The organism is Streptomyces sp. NPDC101219 (genome assembly GCF_044767675.1).
In the GTDB taxonomy this organism is placed as follows: Bacteria; Actinomycetota; Actinomycetes; order Streptomycetales; family Streptomycetaceae; genus Streptomyces.
Window position 1 is genome coordinate 166,990 of record NZ_JBIWOK010000010.1, and the last position, 17,459, is coordinate 184,448.

The 17,459-nt window shown below is 72.6% G+C and carries 15 protein-coding genes; 11 read left to right on the top strand and 4 right to left on the bottom strand.

Annotated elements, in window-relative coordinates; translation table 11 throughout:
* Positions 1-94: 94 nt before the first annotated feature.
* Positions 95-1,012: a carbohydrate kinase gene (locus ACIRPP_RS21250; RefSeq protein ID WP_403645010.1), complete on the bottom strand. Its 918-nt coding sequence runs from the start codon at positions 1,010-1,012 to the stop codon at positions 95-97.
* Positions 1,009-2,187: a LacI family DNA-binding transcriptional regulator gene (locus ACIRPP_RS21255; protein WP_403645013.1), complete on the bottom strand. Its 1,179-nt coding sequence runs from the start codon at positions 2,185-2,187 to the stop codon at positions 1,009-1,011. The genes ACIRPP_RS21250 and ACIRPP_RS21255 overlap by 4 nt, the downstream gene beginning before the upstream one ends.
* A gap of 318 nt (positions 2,188-2,505) precedes the next feature.
* Here ACIRPP_RS21255 and ACIRPP_RS21260 point away from each other — a divergent pair, with 318 nt between their 5' ends.
* Positions 2,506-2,925 carry a Rieske (2Fe-2S) protein gene (locus tag ACIRPP_RS21260; RefSeq protein ID WP_403645016.1) on the top strand — a complete coding sequence of 140 codons (420 nt, stop codon included), beginning with the start codon at positions 2,506-2,508 and terminating at the stop codon, positions 2,923-2,925.
* Positions 2,926-3,150: 225 nt separating this feature from the next.
* Here the strand turns inward: ACIRPP_RS21260 and ACIRPP_RS21265 are convergent, their stop codons facing one another.
* Both ACIRPP_RS21265 and ACIRPP_RS21270 read right to left on the bottom strand, forming a co-directional pair.
* Complete coding sequence (locus tag ACIRPP_RS21265; RefSeq protein WP_403645019.1) at positions 3,151-4,107, bottom strand: hypothetical protein; 957 nt, start codon at positions 4,105-4,107, stop codon at positions 3,151-3,153.
* A gap of 317 nt (positions 4,108-4,424) precedes the next feature.
* Positions 4,425-4,586 (bottom strand): hypothetical protein, encoded by a 162-nt coding sequence (locus ACIRPP_RS21270; RefSeq protein WP_403645022.1) that lies wholly within the window; start codon positions 4,584-4,586, stop codon positions 4,425-4,427.
* A 192-nt stretch (positions 4,587-4,778) separates the two neighbouring features.
* On the opposite strand from ACIRPP_RS21270, the gene uvrC reads away from it, so the two are divergent.
* From uvrC to ACIRPP_RS21320, 10 genes are all read left to right on the top strand, one after another.
* Positions 4,779-6,872 (top strand): excinuclease ABC subunit UvrC, encoded by a 2,094-nt coding sequence (gene uvrC, locus ACIRPP_RS21275; RefSeq protein ID WP_403645025.1) that lies wholly within the window; start codon positions 4,779-4,781, stop codon positions 6,870-6,872.
* Positions 6,869-7,990 (top strand): RNase adapter RapZ, encoded by a 1,122-nt coding sequence (gene rapZ, locus ACIRPP_RS21280; RefSeq protein ID WP_403645028.1) that lies wholly within the window; start codon positions 6,869-6,871, stop codon positions 7,988-7,990. Before uvrC ends, rapZ begins: the two co-directional genes overlap by 4 nt.
* On the top strand, positions 7,987-9,054 hold the full coding sequence (yvcK, locus tag ACIRPP_RS21285) for a uridine diphosphate-N-acetylglucosamine-binding protein YvcK (RefSeq protein WP_164344993.1): 1,068 nt from the start codon (positions 7,987-7,989) through the stop codon (positions 9,052-9,054). The genes rapZ and yvcK overlap by 4 nt, the downstream gene beginning before the upstream one ends.
* The gene (gene whiA / locus ACIRPP_RS21290; RefSeq protein WP_403645031.1) at positions 9,045-10,034 is read left to right on the top strand and encodes a DNA-binding protein WhiA; all 990 of its coding nucleotides are present in this window, start codon (positions 9,045-9,047) and stop codon (positions 10,032-10,034) included. The genes yvcK and whiA overlap by 10 nt, the downstream gene beginning before the upstream one ends.
* Before the next feature lie 150 nt (positions 10,035-10,184).
* Positions 10,185-13,139 carry a M14 family zinc carboxypeptidase gene (locus ACIRPP_RS21295; RefSeq protein ID WP_403645034.1) on the top strand — a complete coding sequence of 985 codons (2,955 nt, stop codon included), beginning with the start codon at positions 10,185-10,187 and terminating at the stop codon, positions 13,137-13,139.
* 222 nt (positions 13,140-13,361) lie between these two features.
* A complete protein-coding gene (gap, locus tag ACIRPP_RS21300; RefSeq protein WP_164338073.1) occupies positions 13,362-14,369 on the top strand; it encodes a type I glyceraldehyde-3-phosphate dehydrogenase in 1,008 nt (335 codons plus the stop codon).
* A gap of 155 nt (positions 14,370-14,524) precedes the next feature.
* Entirely contained in the window at positions 14,525-15,736 is a 1,212-nt protein-coding gene (locus ACIRPP_RS21305; RefSeq protein WP_403645038.1) for a phosphoglycerate kinase, read from the top strand.
* A gap of 6 nt (positions 15,737-15,742) precedes the next feature.
* Positions 15,743-16,519 carry a triose-phosphate isomerase gene (gene tpiA, locus ACIRPP_RS21310; protein ID WP_403645041.1) on the top strand — a complete coding sequence of 259 codons (777 nt, stop codon included), beginning with the start codon at positions 15,743-15,745 and terminating at the stop codon, positions 16,517-16,519.
* Positions 16,520-16,644: 125 nt separating this feature from the next.
* The gene (secG, locus tag ACIRPP_RS21315) at positions 16,645-16,875 is read left to right on the top strand and encodes a preprotein translocase subunit SecG (protein WP_203609785.1); all 231 of its coding nucleotides are present in this window, start codon (positions 16,645-16,647) and stop codon (positions 16,873-16,875) included.
* Between the two features lie 233 nt (positions 16,876-17,108).
* A complete protein-coding gene (locus tag ACIRPP_RS21320; RefSeq protein WP_078066843.1) occupies positions 17,109-17,444 on the top strand; it encodes an RNA polymerase-binding protein RbpA in 336 nt (111 codons plus the stop codon).
* Positions 17,445-17,459 lie beyond the last annotated feature (15 nt).

Below are 17,459 nucleotides of genomic sequence, written 5' to 3' on the forward strand. Positions count from 1 at the left end.
CCCGGCAACCACCGGGACGGGGCGCGTCGCGTCTGCCCGCCGCCGCGAGGCAGTCTGGGCCCAGCGGCCCGGGCCGGGACCCCTGTCCGGCCTCCTAGCCGTTCAGCTCGTGGGCGTACGGCGGTTCAGCGCCCGCCCGGGAGCAGGTGACCGCCGCCGCCCGGGCCGCGAAGCCCAGCAGCCCGGCCCAGCCGTCGGCACCCAGCCCGGCGGTGCCCGCGTCGCTCAGCGCGTCCCGGGCCGCGAGGCCGTGCAGCAGCGCGGCGTTCACCGTGTCGCCCGCGCCGATCGTGTCCACCACCCGCACCCGCTCACCCGGCACGGCGTACTCGCCCCCGTCCCGGGTGAAGGCGACCAGCCCGTCGGCGCCCCGGGTGACCACGACCGCCGCCGGCCCGGCCGCCAGCCACTCCCGCGGACTCCCGCCGAGCCACGCCGCGTCCTCCTCGGACAGCTTCAGCAGCGACACCGACGGCAGCCAGCTGCGAAAACGAGCCCGGTAGGCGTCGGCGTCCGCGATGAGCCCCGGCCGGATGTTCGGGTCCAGCGCGGTGAACACACCCCGGTCCGACGCGGTGCGCATCAACTCCTCGTAGGCGCTCGCGCCCGGCTCCAGCACCAGGGAGCACGTCCCGAAGGACACCGCGCGCGTGCCGGGGGGCAGGGATCCGGGGGCCGTGAACAGGCGGTCCGCGGTCCCCTCCACGTAGAACGAGTACGCGGCCGAACCGTCCGCACCGACCGTGGCGACGGCGAGCGTCGTCGGCTCCTCGCCCCGCTGCACCGCGCTCACGTCGACGCCCGTGGCCCGCAGCCGGTCCAGCAGCGCCTCACCGAAGGCGTCACGGGAGACGCGGGAGCAGAAGGCGGTGGGGGAGCCGAGCCTCCCCAGCGCCACCGCCGTGTTGTACGGGCCGCCGCCGAGCGCCGGGGTCAGCGGCGCGAGCGCACCCGTCTCCTGCTTCTCCTGCGGTACCAGGTCGATCAGGGCCTCACCGGCTACGACGATCACGAGGACTTTCCTTTCCGGGGCGCACGGGATGCGCGGGATGCGCGGGGCGCACGGGATGCGCGGGTCTCATCGGGTGCAGGGGTCGTCTCCCGGGGCGGGTGGGCGGCGGACGACCGGGCCGCTTCGACCGGCACCCGCTCCTCCGGCCCGTCCGGGCAGCCGCAGGACGTGCGGTGCACGAAGGTGCACGGCAGCCGCACCGTCCGGACGGGTCCCTCCGGTTCGGCCAGCCGGTCAAGGAGCACCTCGACGGCGCGGGCACCGATGTCCTTGCTCGGCTGGGCGATCGCCGTGAGCCGGGGGGAGAACAGGTCCGCCCACGCGAAATCGTCGAAACAGCACAGTGCGATGTCGCCGGGCACGGTCAGACCGTGCGCGCGCAGCGCCCGGAGCGCGCCGATCGTCATGGCGTTGTTGGCGGTGACCAGCGCGGTGGGGGCGGAGCCCAGGGCCAGCAGCGCCCCGGTGGCGCGTTCGGCGCCCGCCGACTCGGAGTCGCCGTGCACCAGGAGCCGCTCGTCGAACGGAAGACCCGCAGCGGCGAGGCCGTGGCGGTAGCCGGTGATCCGCTCGCTGGTGGTGCTGAGCCCCGTCAGCCCCGCCACCAGCCCGATCCTGCGGTGTCCGAGTCCGGCGAGGTGGGTGACGAGGCGGGCCATGGGCCCAGCGTTCTCGGCGCACACCTGGTCGAAGCGCGGCTCGTCGTCGGGAGCCCCGCCCGCGGCCTGGACGGCCAGCCGGTCCAGGAACACGGCCGGTACGCGATGGCGTGCCAGGTGGTCGATCAGCCCGCGCGGCTGCGCCGAGGGGGCGACGATCACCCCGTCCACCCGGCGCTCGTGCAGCAGCCGGGCGGCCCTGAGCTCGTGCTCCGGATCGTCGTGCGGGTCGGCGAGGAGCAGGCTGTAGCCGTGCTCCAGGGCCGCTGCCTCGACCCCCTGGAGGATCTCCGTGAAGTACGGATTGCTGATCGCCGAGACCGCCAGCCCGATCGAGCGGGTCCGGGACGTCACCAGGGAGCGGGCCAGGGTGTTGGGGGTGTAGCCGAGCTCCTCCACCGCGTCCAGGACGGCCTGGCGGGTGTGGGAGAGGACCGGGCGGGTGCCGTTCAGCACGTGGGAGACCGTCGCCACGGAGACGCCGGCGCTCCTCGCCACATCGGCCATCGTCGCCATCGCGCGCCGCCTCCTCACCTGATCCAGCCCGGGGGTCCGGGCATAGCCGTCCCGGTCACCACGGCCGTCCTCGTCCTCGGGCCGGCCGGTCAGGACCGTACCCCATCGGACGGTGCCGCGTAAACGTTTGCGCGAGCGCTTGCGTAAGCGCTTACGCAAGCCTTTGCGAGCTTGGCCGGCGGCCACCGCCGACACGCAGCGCACCCGCCCCCATCCCACCCGTCAGCCCTCCCGTCAGCCCGCCCCACAACCGGAAGGAGCGGCCCCGGTATCGTCCCTGTCGTCCCCCGAGTGCCGTCCGACCAGCAGGAGCCCGTCATGCCCGCCCGTCCCGCCGCGAGTCGCCGCACCGTGCTGAGGGGCGTGGCCCTCACTCCGGTCGTAGGGCTCGGGCTCACCGCCTGCGGCAGTACCGACGACAAGCCGACCGGGCTGACCGGGCCGGTCGAGCTCGGCGCCGAGAGCGAGGTGGCCGCGGGCAGTGCCCGGCTCTACCGGGACCACAACGTCGTCGTCAACCGGGCGGAGGACGGCACCCTCACGGCGTACAGCACGATCTGCACGCACGCGCGGTGCCCCGCCAACAAGCTGGACGGCGACCGGCTGATCTGCCCCTGCCACGGCAGTGAGTTCGACGTCGCCACCGGCAAGGCCACGCGGGAGCCGGCCGTCGCGCCGCTGGACCGCCTGGCCGTCGCGGTCGAGAACGGCAAGATCGTGGCCCGCCCGGAAGCCTGACCCCGGCCCGCGCCGCCCGGCCGGCCCGCGCCGCCCCGCCGATGGCCGGCTGCACCCGGCCCGCGCCGCCCCCCGACGCCTGTCCGGCTGACTCGGCCCGCGCCGCCCGGCCCCAGTCCGGCCGCCTGGCCGCCGGCCCTGTCGCTGTACGGAGTCCCGGCCTTTCCCGCCGCCCGGGGGCCCGCCCTCACCCCCGCCCGCGGCCCCTGCCCACACCGCTGCCGCTCAGGCCCAGTCCCAGGCGATCCCCACATACCCCGACCGCGCGCGGGTTTCGACCAGGTGCACCGAGGGGTGCCGTCCGCTGAGCGGCAGGGAGTGGCGGCCGCCGCGCGGTGCCGCGGCCGAGGGCTGGGTGAACCGGTGGCAGCGCACCGGAAGCGCCCCGGGGTCGAAGCCGACCTGGAGCGCGTACTGGCCCCCCGGAGTGTCCGTGCGGTGCACGTACTCGCGTGAGATGCCCGCCGTGCCGTCCTGAACGGCGTAGCGGAACAGGTAGGTGTCCCCGGCCCGCAGCCGGGTGTCGAAGAGCAGCTCGGCCGCGAGCACTCCGGTGTCGTGGTGCCGGCGGATCCTGCCGGTGCGGCAGTTCTCCAGGGCGTGCACCGTCATCCGCGCGGGGGCGGCACCCGGGTCACCGTGGTGGACGGCGACGAAGCGGTCGACCCCGTCCAGGTGGGCGCGGACGATGAGGTGCGACTCGCGCTCGGCCAGTTCGCGGCGGGCGCCGATGCGGACCCGCTCGTGCTCGCCGAGGGTGTGCAGCCCGCTGCCCCGGGGGACGCCGAAGTCGGCCAGCAGCCGCTCCACGACCCCGGACGCCTCCACCAGCGACCGGTAGGAGCGCCCGCCGTCGCGCCGGTCCGCCGAGCGGTCGCCGGCCTCCCCGGAGTCCGCGAGCAGCCGGATCAGTGACTCCTGGGGGAGTTGCAGGATCTCCTCCAGCGCCCGGACGGCCCGCAGCGACTCGGGGCGCTGCGGGCGACGGGCGCCCTGCTGCCAGTAACTCAGGCTGGTGACACCGACCTTCACGCCGTGGCGCGACAGGTGGTGCTGCACCCGCTGCAGGGGCAGGCCGCGGGCGGCTATCGCGGCGCGCAGGGCGACGTGGAAGGGGCCGCCGCGCAGGGCCGAGTCCAGGTCCGCGGTGACGACGTCAGCGTGCGGTGTGGCGTGCGGCATGCAGGGGCCTTTCTGTGATGGTCCACAACGGCGGGTCAGACCGTTCGCGCGCGCACCCGGGCCCCGTCCCGTCGGCCGGCGGGGGTCTTCACATCCGTACGCCGCCGTTCAGGCCCCGAGTTCCCCCGCATTGAAGCGTGTTGACCAGGTCCCGACAACACCTCTGCCGCACAGTGGCGCACACCGCAGGGGCCGCACCGGCCCTCCGGCCGGCACGGCCCCTCTGTCCGTCCCCGTATGCGCAGTTGGTTCAGTGATGCGCCATTCACCCCGTTCGCGGGTGTTCACCCGCCTCCGGGCCGTCGGCACGGGTCGCCTCAGGCGCCACCCCTGCTGCCGAGGTCCCGGGCGCGCAGGCGCTTGGCCCGCACGATGTCGGGATCGCGGGGATCGAGGGAGTCGAAGGGGTCGACGAGCAGGGCCGCCTCGTCCGTGTACCGGCGGGACCGGGCCGGCCGTCGTGGTTTCTCGATCCGCATCCGTCGCATCCGACCAGCCCTCCGACTCATGACCGCCTCACGGCCGTCCGTCTCCGCCCCGAGGCGTGGACCCCCCACCTTCCCGCTCCCGCCGCCGATAACCCCTCCGCACCCCGCGGGCCCGCGTGACCGCCCGCTGCGCCACCCCGTCGGCACCCCGGAGTGTCGGTCGCCGCCAGTAGGGTGTGAGACATGGCCGACCCCTCCAGCTACCGCCCCAAACCGGGCGAGATCCCCGACTCGCCGGGGGTCTACCGGTTCCGTGACGAGCACCGCCGGGTGATCTACGTCGGGAAGGCGAAGAGCCTGCGCCAGCGCCTGGCGAACTACTTCCAGGACCTGGCCGGTCTCCACCCGCGTACCCGCTCCATGGTCACCACGGCCGCGTCCGTGGAGTGGACGGTGGTGTCCACGGAGGTCGAGGCGCTCCAGCTGGAGTACTCCTGGATCAAGGAGTACGACCCCCGGTTCAACGTCAAGTACCGCGACGACAAGAGCTACCCCTACCTCGCGGTCACGATGAACGAGGAGTTCCCGCGCGTGCAGGTGATGCGCGGTCACAAGAAGAAGGGCGTGCGCTACTTCGGGCCGTACGCGCACGCCTGGGCCATCCGCGACACCGTGGACCTGCTGCTGCGCGTCTTCCCCGTGCGCACCTGTTCGGCCGGCGTCTTCAAGAACGCCGCGCGCACCGGCCGCCCGTGCCTGCTCGGCTACATCGACAAGTGCTCGGCGCCGTGCGTCGACCGGGTCTCCGCCGAGGACCACCGGGAACTGGCCGAGGAGTTCTGTGACTTCATGGCCGGCCGCACCGGCACCTATCTGCGCCGTCTGGAGCAGCGCATGGCGCAGGCGGCCGAGGACATGGAGTACGAGCGGGCCGCCCGCCTGCGCGACGACATCGGCGCGCTGAAGAAGGCCATGGAGAAGAACGCGGTCGTGCTCGCCGACGCGACCGACGCCGACCTGATCGCGGTGGCCGAGGACGAGCTGGAGGCGGCCGTCCAGATCTTCCACGTGCGCGGCGGGCGCGTGCGCGGTCAGCGCGGCTGGGTCACCGACAAGGTCGAGGAGATCACCACCGGCGCCCTGGTGGAGCACGCCCTGCAGCAGCTCTACGGCGAGGAGACCGGCGACGCCGTCCCCCGCGAGGTCCTGGTCCCCGCCCTGCCCGACCCGGTCGAGCCGGTCCAGCAGTGGCTCACCGGCCGGCGGGGGGCGAACGTCTCCCTGCGCGTCCCGCAGCGCGGCGACAAGAAGGCGCTGATGGAGACGGTGCAGCGCAACGCCCAGCAGGCGCTGGTGCTGCACAAGACCAAGCGCGCGTCCGACCTGACGACGCGCTCGCGCGCGCTGGAGGAGATCGCCGACGCCCTGGGTCTGGACAGCGCCCCGCTGCGGATCGAGTGCTACGACGTCTCCCACCTCCAGGGCGACGACGTGGTGGCCTCCATGGTCGTCTTCGAGGACGGGCTGGCCCGCAAGAGCGAGTACCGGCGCTTCCAGATCAAGAGCTTCGCCGGGCAGGACGACGTCCGCTCCATGCACGAGGTCATCACCCGGCGCTTCCGGCGCTACCTCGCCGAGAAGGAACGGACGGGGGAGTGGACCGACGGGGAGGCCGGCGAGAGCGTGCCGGGCACCGCCCCCGACGGCCTCACCGAACCGCCGGAGAACACCCTCACCGATGACGACGGCCGCCCCAAGCGCTTCGCCTACCCGCCCCAGCTCGTCGTGGTCGACGGCGGCGCGCCGCAGGTCGCGGCGGCCCGGCGGGCCCTGGACGAGCTCGGTATCGACGACATCGCCGTGTGCGGCCTGGCCAAGCGGCTGGAGGAGGTCTGGCTGCCGGGCGACGACGACCCGGTGGTGCTGCCCCGCACCAGCGAGGGCCTCTACCTGCTCCAGCGCGTCCGGGACGAGGCGCACCGCTTCGCCATCACCTATCAGCGCACGCGGCGCGCCAAGCGCTTCCGGGCGGGCCCCTTGGACGAGGTGCCCGGCCTCGGGGAGACCCGCAAGCGCGCTCTGATCAAGCACTTCGGTTCGGTGAAGAGGCTGCGATCGGCGACAATCGAACAGATCTGTGAGGTTCCGGGCATAGGCCGCAAGACCGCCGAGGTGATCGTCGCGGCCTTCGCCCGGGCGGAGCCCCCGGCTCCTGCCGTGAACACGGCGACGGGAGAGATCATGGATGACGAGGAGGAACCCGGGCAGGCGACGGGTTCTCCCGGGGAGCCCGTGTCCGCGGGCGCCCCGGACGACCGACGGGGGCAGGAGAGATGACCGACCACGAGGAACGGCCCGGCGCAGGTCAGGACCGGGCGGCCCAGGAACCCGCGGACCAGGAACGCGCGGCCCAGGCGGGCGCGGAGCAGGAGCGCGCGGAGCACACCCGCGCGCAGCAGGACGATGGGCAGCAGGACCCCGCGCCGCAGGACCGCGCGCGACAGGAGGCCGCCGGCGGGACCGGCCGCGGCACACGCCAGGACATCGGAGCACAGGTGAGTACGGGCAAGGAAAAGGCCGGGGCGCCCGAGGTGGCCATCCCCGAGCTGGTGATCATCTCCGGCATGTCCGGGGCCGGCCGCTCGACGGCCGCGAAGTGTCTGGAGGACCTCGGCTGGTTCGTCGTCGACAACCTCCCGCCCGCGCTGATCCCCACCATGGTGGAACTCGGCGCGCGCTCCCAGGGCAACGTGGCCCGCATCGCGGTCGTCGTCGACGTGCGCGGGCGGCGCTTCTTCGACAACCTCCGCGAATCCCTCGCCGACCTGGACTCCCGCGGTGTCACCCGGCGGATCGTCTTCCTGGAGTCCTCCGACGACACCCTGGTGCGCCGCTTCGAGGGCGTGCGCCGGCCCCACCCCCTCCAGGGCGACGGCCGCATCGTGGACGGCATCGCCGCCGAGCGGGAGCTGCTGCGCGAGCTGCGCGGCGACGCCGACCTGGTGATCGACACCTCCAGCCTCAACGTGCACGAGCTGCGCGCCAAGATGGACGCCCAGTTCGCCGGCGAGGAGGAGCCCGAGCTGCGGGCCACCGTCATGTCCTTCGGCTTCAAGTACGGCCTGCCCGTCGACGCCGACCTGGTCGTCGACATGCGCTTCCTGCCCAACCCGCACTGGGTCCCCGAGCTGCGCCCGTACACCGGACTCAACGAGGAGGTGGCGTCCTACGTCTTCAACCGGCCCGGCGCCAAGGAGTTCCTCGACCGGTACACCGAGCTGCTGCGCCTCGTCGCCGCGGGCTACCGCCGCGAGGGCAAGCGGTACGTGACCATCGCGGTCGGCTGCACCGGCGGCAAGCACCGTTCGGTCGCCATGTCGGAGAAGCTCGCCGCGCGGCTCGTCGCCGAGGGCGTGGAGACGGTGGTCGTCCACCGGGACATGGGACGGGAATGACCGGACGTTCACCGCGGCTGAGCCGGCTGCGCCGGGCGGTGCCCGAGGGGCGCGCCGGGCGGCCGGTCGAGGCCCGTGGCGGCAAGCCGCGACGCCGGGGCACCCAGCCCAAGGTCGTGGCCCTCGGCGGCGGCATGGGCCTGTCGGCCTCGCTCGCCGCGCTGCGCCGGATCACCGGCGACCTCACCGCCGTCGTCACGGTGGCCGACGACGGCGGCTCCAGCGGGCGCCTGCGCGACGAGCTGGGCGTGCTGCCGCCCGGCGACCTGCGCAAGGCGCTGGCCGCGCTGTGCGGCGACGACGACTGGGGCCAGACCTGGTCCCGGGTCATCCAGCACCGCTTCCAGTCCAAGGGCGACCTGCACGAGCACGCGGTCGGCAATCTGCTGATCGTCGCCCTGTGGGAGCAGCTCGGCGACCATGTGCAGGCCCTGGACCTGGTGGGCCGGCTGCTCGGCGCGCACGGACGGGTGCTGCCCATGTCCGCGGTGCCGCTGGAGCTGCAGGCCCTGGTCAGGGGCCACGACCCCGAGCGCCCGGAGGACGTCGACACCGTCCGGGGCCAGGCGACCGTGGCCCTCACGCCGGGCGAGGTGCAGTCCGTGCACCTGGTGCCGAACGACCCGCCCGCCGTCCCCGAGGCGGTCGAGGCGGTGCTGGACGCCGACTGGGTGGTGCTCGGCCCCGGCTCGTGGTTCTCCTCGGTCATCCCGCACCTTCTCGTGCCCGATCTGCTCGACGCCCTCGTCCAGACGAAGGCGCGCCGGGTGCTGTCGCTGAACCTCGCCCCGCAGCCCGGAGAAACCGAGGGCTTCTCCCCGCAGCGTCATTTGGAGGTTTTGGGACGACACGCCCCTAAACTCGCCCTGGACGTGGTGCTCGCCGACGAGGCCGCCGTACCCGACCGCGACTCGCTGACCGACGCCGCCAAGGGATTCGGCGCGGCGGTCGAGCTGGCGCCGGTGGCCCGGCCCGACGGCAGTCCCCGGCACGACCCGGAACTGCTGGCCGCCGCGTACGACCGTATTTTTCGGATGCATGGAAGGATCGGCCCATGGCGATGACGGCAGCGGTGAAGGACGAGATCTCCCGGCTCCCCGTCACCCGGACCTGCTGCAGGAAGGCGGAGGTCTCCGCCCTGCTGCGGTTCGCCGGCGGCCTTCACCTGGTGAGCGGGCGCATCGTGATCGAGGCGGAGCTGGACACCGCGATGGCGGCCCGCCGCCTCAAGCGGGACGTGCTGGAGATTTTCGGCCACGGTTCGGAGCTGATCGTGATGGCTCCCGGCGGACTCCGCCGGGGTTCGCGTTACGTCGTCCGGGTGGTCGCGGGCGGTGACCAGCTGGCCCGCCAGACGGGTCTGGTGGACGGCCGGGGCCGCCCGATCCGCGGTCTGCCCCCGCAGGTGGTCTCGGGGGCCACCTGCGACGCGGAGGCCGCCTGGCGGGGCGCCTTCCTCGCGCACGGCTCGCTCACCGAGCCCGGCCGGTCGTCCTCCCTGGAGGTGACCTGCCCCGGACCCGAGGCCGCGCTCGCCCTGGTCGGCGCCGCCCGCCGGCTGTCCATCGCCGCCAAGGCGCGGGAGGTGCGCGGCGTGGACCGGGTCGTGGTCCGCGACGGCGACGCCATCGGGGCGCTGCTCACCCGGCTCGGCGCGCACGAGTCGGTGCTGGCCTGGGAGGAGCGCCGGATGCGCCGCGAGGTGCGGGCCACGGCGAACCGGCTGGCCAACTTCGACGACGCCAACCTGCGCCGGTCGGCCCGCGCGGCCGTCGCCGCCGGTGCCCGGGTGCAGCGCGCCCTGGAGATCCTCGCCGACGACGTGCCCGAGCACCTCGCCGCGGCCGGGCGGCTGCGCATGGAGCACAAGCAGGCGTCCCTGGAGGAGCTGGGCGCGCTGGCCGACCCGCCGCTGACCAAGGACGCCGTCGCCGGCCGCATCCGCCGGCTGCTCGCGATGGCGGACAAGCGCGCCGCCGACCTCGGCATCCCGGGCACGGAGGCCAACCTCGGCGAGGAGCTGGCCGACAACCTCGTCGGCTGACCCGACAGCCCGTCAGAACGCCGGTGCCGTCGCCCACTTGGGTGACGGCACCGGCGTCCGCGTGTCGTTCTCGCGCCCTTGACTCGATCATGGACTGTCATGAGCCTGGCATCCGTTCGCTGCTGTGGCGGACACACGCTAGGGGGCTTCATGAGACACAGAGCGAGATCGACCCTCGCCGTCGCCGCGCTCCTGATCGGCTCAGCGGGCTTCGCGCCCGTCGCGCGGGCACAACCCGGCACCACAGCGACACCGGACGCGGACGAGGTCAAGGTCTTCCGCGCCGAGATCTCCCAACGGCAGGTACCCCTGCTGCTGGCCGCCGGACAGGACGGCCACGAACTCGGCGAGCAGGTCCCCGACCGGGGCACCGCCACCGTCGAGGTGCACCTCACCGAGCGGCAGGCCGGGGAACTGGAGCGGCAGGGTGTCGACCTCGCCGAGCACACCCTGTCCGCCACGGCCGAGAAACGCGTCGAGCAGGCCGCCGACGGCGTGTTCCGCCCCTACAGCGGCAAGGGCGGGCTCAAGGAGGAGATCCTGCGCACCGCGCGGGAGCACCCGGACCTGACCAAGGTCGTCTCCATCGGCAGAACGGTCCGGGGCCAGGACATCCTCGCCCTGAAGCTCACCAAGCGGGCCGCGAAGACCCGGGACGGCTCCCGGCCGGCGGTGCTCTACATGTCCAACCAGCACGCGCGGGAGTGGATCACGCCGGAGATGACCCGGCGTCTGATGCACCACTACCTGGACGCCTACCGCACCGACCAGCGCGTCAAGCGGATCGTGGACTCCACCGAGCTGTGGTTCGTGCTGTCGGCCAACCCCGACGGCTACGACCACACCTTCGCCTCCGACGCCAACCGCCTGTGGCGCAAGAACCTGCGCGACGTCAACGGCGACGGCGTGATCGGCTCCGGTGACGGCGTCGACCTCAACCGCAACTTCCCCTACAAATGGGGCTACGACGACGAGGGGTCGTCCCCCAACCCGACCAGCCAGACCTACCGGGGCGCCGGCCCGGGCTCCGAGCCGGAGACCAGGGCCGTCGACGCCCTCCAGAAGCGGATCGGCTTCGCCTACGGCATCAACTACCACTCCGCCGCCGAACTCCTGCTCTACGGGGTCGGCTGGCAGGTCGCCACCCCGACGCCCGACGACGTCCTGTACCGCGCCCTGGCCGGCACGCCCGGCAACTCCGCGATCCCCGGCTACCTCCCGCAGCTCTCCTCCGAGCTGTACACCACGAACGGCGAGGCCGACGGACACGCGTCCAACGTCAACGGCATGGCGATGTTCACCCCCGAGATGTCGACCTGCCAGACGGCGTCTCAGGCCGACCCGGACGACGCCTGGCAGCCGGGCGACTGCCGGTCGATCTTCACCTTCCCGGACGACGAGAAGCTGATCCAGCAGGAGTTCGCCAAGAACGTCCCGTTCGCGCTGTCCGTGGCCGAGAGCGCCGCCCGTCCCGACCGGCCGGTCTCCGCCCTCGGTCTGGAGGCCGCGGACTTCACCCCGGCCGCCTTCGACACCTCCTACGCGCGCGGCGGCCACCAGGAGGTCTCCGTCGTCGTCCGCAGGGCGGTGCGCGACAAGGAGCTCAAGTACCGCGTCAACGGCGGCCGGACGCACGACGTGGACCTGCGGCCCTGGAAGGGCGGCGAGCGGTTCGGCGGTGAGGACGACCTCCACTTCGACGAGTACCGCGCCGCGGTCCGCCACGGCCGCCCCGGCGACCGGGTCGAGGTGTGGTTCACCGGAGAGGACCGGCGCGGCCGGGACATCTCCAGCGAGCGCTTCACGTACCGGGTGGCCGAGCGGCCCCGCGCGGACGTCCTGGTGGTCGCGGAGGAGGGCGCCGGGGCGCCCCACGCGCGCACGTACGTCGACGCGCTGCGGGCGAACGGCCGTACGGCGGCCGTCTGGGACGTCGCCGAGCGCGGCGCGCCCGACGCGCTCGGGGTGCTGAGCCACTTCCGCACCGTTGTCCACCACACCGGGGCCGGCGTTCCCGGCGTCGCCACCCAGCTCCAGCTGCGGGCCTTCCTCAACGAGGGCGGCAAGCTGATCGAGGCGGGCGAACGGGCCGGCGGCAGCGTCGACCTCGGTGACGGCACCCCGTCCGACGACTTCAGCCAGTACTACCTGGGCGCCTACTCCCGTACGTCCGCCCCCGGGGCCACCGCGTTCACCGGCGGCGGCGCGCTGAGCGGCTTCGCCGGTCCGCTCGCCGACGCGCCCGGGAACCCGCTGGACCGGGCGGGCACCTACGGCGTCACCTCGGACGAGCTGCCGCCCGAACGGTTCCCGCGGTTCGCGAGCGCGGGCGCGGGCGCGTTCCCCGGCACCGTCAACCCCTACGGACCGTACGCGGGCTCCTACATGGCGGCCGCGGTGCACACCGACGACGGCTACAAGCGACTCAGCCGCACCGTGGACCTCACCGGTACCACCGCCGCCGAGCGGCCGGCCCTGCGGGCCCAGCTGCTCTGGGACACCGAGGAGGGCTACGACCACGTCATCGTCGAGGCGCGCACCGCGGGCGGCGACGACTGGACGACCCTGCCCGAGGCGGGCGGTGCGACCTCCACGGACGTGCCCGCCGAGTGCGAGGCCGGGTTCTACGCCGCCGGGCACCCCTGGCTGGAGCACTACCTGACGGTCGCCGACGACGGCTGCGCCGCCACCGGCAGCACCGGCGGCTGGAACAGTCTCACCGGCTCCTCGGGCGGCTGGCAGCAGGTGGAGTTCGACCTCGCCGCGTACGCCGGGAAGAAGGCCGAGATCTCCCTCAGCTACGTCACCGATCCGGGCAGCGGCGGCCGGGGCGTCCTCGCGGACGAGACCTCCGTGGTCGTCGGCGGCACGGCCACCGGGACCGAGGGCTTCGAGACCTCGCTGGGCCCCTGGACGGTCGCCGGGCCGCCCGCGGGCAGCCCCGCCGTGCCGAAGGACTGGGTACGGACCGGAACGCTGTTCCGCACCTACGCGGCGGTCACCACCGACGACACCGTGCTGCTCGGCTTCGGCCTGGAGCACCTGACGTCCCCGGCGGACCGGGCGGCCCTGATGAGGAAGGCGCTGGCGGCCCTGGACGCCTGACCGGGCGCCCCGGCGCGCCGCCGCGTCCCGGAGAAATGGCGCGAAAGGCCCTCCGGCCTGGGCGGTCCGTACCCTACTGACGGGTACGGACCGCACTGCCGGGTATGGGGCAACTCGATGTCACGGCCGGGGCCCCGGAGAGGTAGGGTCGACAGTGGTCGGGGACATCCCAAATACAGCTCGCCGGCGTCACAGCCGGCGTACCAACGAGGAGATCGGTTCGTGACGATCCGCGTAGGCATCAACGGGTTTGGCCGCATCGGGCGCAACTACTTCCGCGCACTGCTGGAACAGGGCGCCGACATCGAGATCGTGGCTGTCAATGACCTGGGTGACACCGCGACCACCGCACACCTGCTGAAGTACGACACCATCCTGGGGCGCCTCAAGCAGGAGGTCACCCACACCGAGGACTCCATCACCGTCGGCGACAAGACGGTCAAGGTGCTCTCCGAGCGCAACCCCGCCGACATCCCGTGGGGCGAGCTGGGCGTCGACATCGTCATCGAGTCGACCGGCATCTTCACCAAGAAGGAAGACGCTGAGAAGCACATCACCGGTGGCGCCAAGAAGGTCATCATCTCCGCCCCGGCGAAGAACGAAGACGTCACCATCGTCATGGGCGTCAACCAGGACCAGTACGACCCGGCGAACCACCATGTCATCTCCAACGCCTCCTGCACCACCAACTGCGTGGCGCCGCTGGCGAAGGTGCTCGACGAGAACTTCGGCATCGTCAAGGGCCTGATGACGACGGTGCACGCCTACACCAACGACCAGCGGATCCTGGACTTCCCGCACAAGGACCTGCGTCGCGCGCGTGCCGCCGCCGAGAACATCATCCCCACCACCACCGGTGCCGCGAAGGCCACCGCGCTGGTGCTGCCGCAGCTCAAGGGCAAGCTGGACGGCATCGCGATGCGCGTCCCGGTCCCCACCGGCTCGGTCACCGACCTGGTCGTCGAGCTGGGCCGCGAGGTCACCAAGGAAGAGGTCAACGCCGCCTTCCAGAAGGCCGCCGAGGGCGAGCTCAAGGGCCTCCTCGAGTACACCGAGGACCCGATCGTCTCCTCCGACATCGTCAACGCCCCCGCGTCCTGCACCTTCGACTCGTCCCTGACCATGGTCCAGGACGGCAAGAACGTGAAGGTCATCGGCTGGTACGACAACGAGTGGGGCTACTCCAACCGTCTCGTCGACCTGACGGTCTTCGTGGGCAACCAGCTCTGAGCGTGGAGCAGGCAACCTGATATGAGTGCAGGGCTCGGCCGGCGCACCGACGCGTCGACCGGGCCCTGACGCACGTATCGGAGCAGCCGCGCTCTTTCGATCACGAGCGATCACGAGCGAACACGAGCTCCGCAGGAGCTCTACAGGGAGCCCATATGAAGACGATCGACGAACTCCTCTCCGAAGGGGTCGCGGGCCGGCGGGTCTTCGTCCGCGCCGACCTCAACGTGCCGCTGGACGGCACCACCATCACCGACGACGGACGCATCCGCGCCGTCCTGCCCACCGTCGAAGCGCTCGCCGAAGCGGGCGCCCGCGTGGTCGTCGCCTCGCACCTGGGCCGCCCCAAGGGCGCCCCCGATCCCGCCTTCTCCCTCGCCCCGGCCGCCGCGCGCCTCGGTGAACTCCTCGGCACCGACGTGGCGTTCGCGACCGACACCGTCGGCGAGTCCGCCGCCTCCACCGTCGCGGGCCTGGCCGACGGGCAGGTCGCCGTGCTGGAGAACCTGCGCTTCAACGCGGGGGAGACCAGCAAGGACGACGCGGAGCGCGCCGCCTTCGCGGACCGGCTGGCCGCTCTCGCCGACCTCTACGTCGGCGACGGCTTCGGCGCCGTGCACCGCAAGCACGCCTCCGTCTACGACCTCCCGGCCCGCCTGCCGCACGCGGCCGGTTACCTCATCGCCACCGAGGTCGGCGTCCTGAAGAAGCTCACCGAGGACGTCCGGCGGCCCTACGTGGTCGCCCTCGGCGGGGCCAAGGTCTCGGACAAGCTCGCGGTCATCGACCAGCTGCTGGACCGGGCCGACCGCATCCTCATCGGCGGCGGCATGGCGTACACGTTCCTCAAGGCCAAGGGCCACGAGATCGGCGCGTCCCTGCTGCAGGAGGACCAGATCCCCGTCGTCCGGGAGTACCTGGAGCGCGCCGAGAAGACCGGCGTCGAGCTGGTCCTGCCGGTCGACACCCTGGTCGCCGCCGAGTTCCCGGACATGAAGACCAAGGCCCCGGCCCACCCCGAGACCGTCGCCGCGGACGCCATCCCCGCCGACCGCATGGGCCTGGACATCGGGCCGGAGACCCGCAAGCTGTACGCCTCGAAGCTGGCCGACGCCGCCACCGTCTTCTGGAACGGCCCGATGGGCGTCTTCGAGCACCCCGACTACGCCGAGGGCACCCGCGCGGTCGCCCAGGCCCTCCTCGACTCCCCGGGCTTCACCGTGGTGGGCGGCGGCGACTCCGCCGCGGCCGTCCGTACCCTGGGCTTCGACGAGCAGGCATTCGGCCACATCTCGACCGGAGGCGGCGCCTCCCTCGAATACCTCGAGGGCAAGACGCTCCCCGGCCTCGCCGCACTGGAGGACTGACCCTCAATGACCACCCGTACGCCGCTGATGGCGGGCAACTGGAAGATGAACCTCAACCACCTCGAGGCCATCGCCCACGTCCAGAAGCTGGCCTTCGCCCTGGCCGACAAGGACTACGAGGCCGTCGAGGTCGCCGTCCTGCCGCCCTTCACCGACCTGCGGTCCGTGCAGACCCTGGTCGACGGCGACCAGCTGAAGATCAAGTACGGCGCCCAGGACATCTCGGCCCACGACGGCGGTGCCTACACCGGCGAGATCTCCGGCCCGATGCTCGCCAAGCTGAAGTGCACCTACGTCGCCGTGGGCCACTCCGAGCGCCGCCAGTACCACGCCGAGACCGACGAGATCGTCAACGCCAAGGTCAAGGCCGCCTACAAGCACGGCCTCACCCCCATCCTGTGCGTCGGCGAGGAGCTGGAGGTCCGTGAGGCGGGCAACCACGTCGCCCACACCCTCACGCAGGTCGAGGGCGGTCTGAAGGGCGTCCCCGCCGAGCAGGCCGAGACCGTCGTGGTCGCCTACGAGCCCGTCTGGGCCATCGGCACCGGCAAGGTCTGCGGCGCCGAGGACGCCCAGGAGGTCTGCGGCGCGATCCGCGGCAAGCTGGCCGAGCTGTACAGCCAGGAGGTGGCCGACCGGGTCCGCATCCAGTACGGCGGCTCCGTGAAGTCCGGCAACGTGGCGGAGATCATGGCGCAGGCCGACATCGACGGTGCGCTGGTCGGCGGCGCCTCCCTGGACGCGGACGAGTTCGTGAAGATCGTCCGCTTCCGCGACCAGTGAGCCGCCCGGCGGGCCGGGCAGTGAGTATGCGCTGACGGCGATCCGTCGTACCCTTGCGGGGTCCGGCATCGTGCCGGGCCCCGCGTCGTCCGTCCGAATCCGAGGAAGTTGGTCCAGTCGTGGTCATGGGGTTCTCGATCGCCCTGATCGTCTTCAGCCTGCTGCTGATGCTGCTGGTGCTGATGCACAAGGGGAAGGGCGGCGGCCTCTCCGACATGTTCGGTGGTGGCATGCAGTCCTCCGTCGGCGGCTCCTCCGTCGCCGAGCGCAACCTCGACCGGATCACCGTGGTGGTCGGTCTGCTGTGGTTCGCGTGCATCGTCACGCTCGGCATCATGATGAAGATGAACAACTGAGCCACACACACCATCCGGACGCATTTCCGGACGCACCCCCTACGCATTCCGTACGTAAGGCCCCATGTTCGGTACGCGCGGCCAAGCGCGGCCTATCATGGGGCTTGCGTCTGGAAATGGGGGCGGTAACTCCAATCACTGGACGCGCGTTGGGCCTTACGTAAACTGAGGCGCTCGCAGTGAAGCGGAACGCCGACTCGCTTCGCGGCACCATCACGCAGGGAGTTACGACCGTGGCAAGTGGCAACGCGATCCGGGGAAGCCGGGTCGGGGCGGGGCCGATGGGCGAGGCCGAGCGCGGCGAGTCCGCGCCGCGGCTGCGCGTCTCCTTCTGGTGCTCCAACGGACACGAGACCCAGCCCAGCTTCGCGAGCGACGCGCAGGTGCCCGACACCTGGGACTGCCCCCGCTGTGGCTTTCCGGCCGGGCAGGACCGCGACAATCCCCCGGACCCGCCGCGCACCGAGCCCTACAAGACGCACCTCGCCTATGTGCGCGAGCGGCGCAGCGACGCCGACGGTGAGGCGATCCTCGCCGAGGCGCTCGCCAAACTCCGCGGCGAGATCTAGGCGTTGACGGCCGGC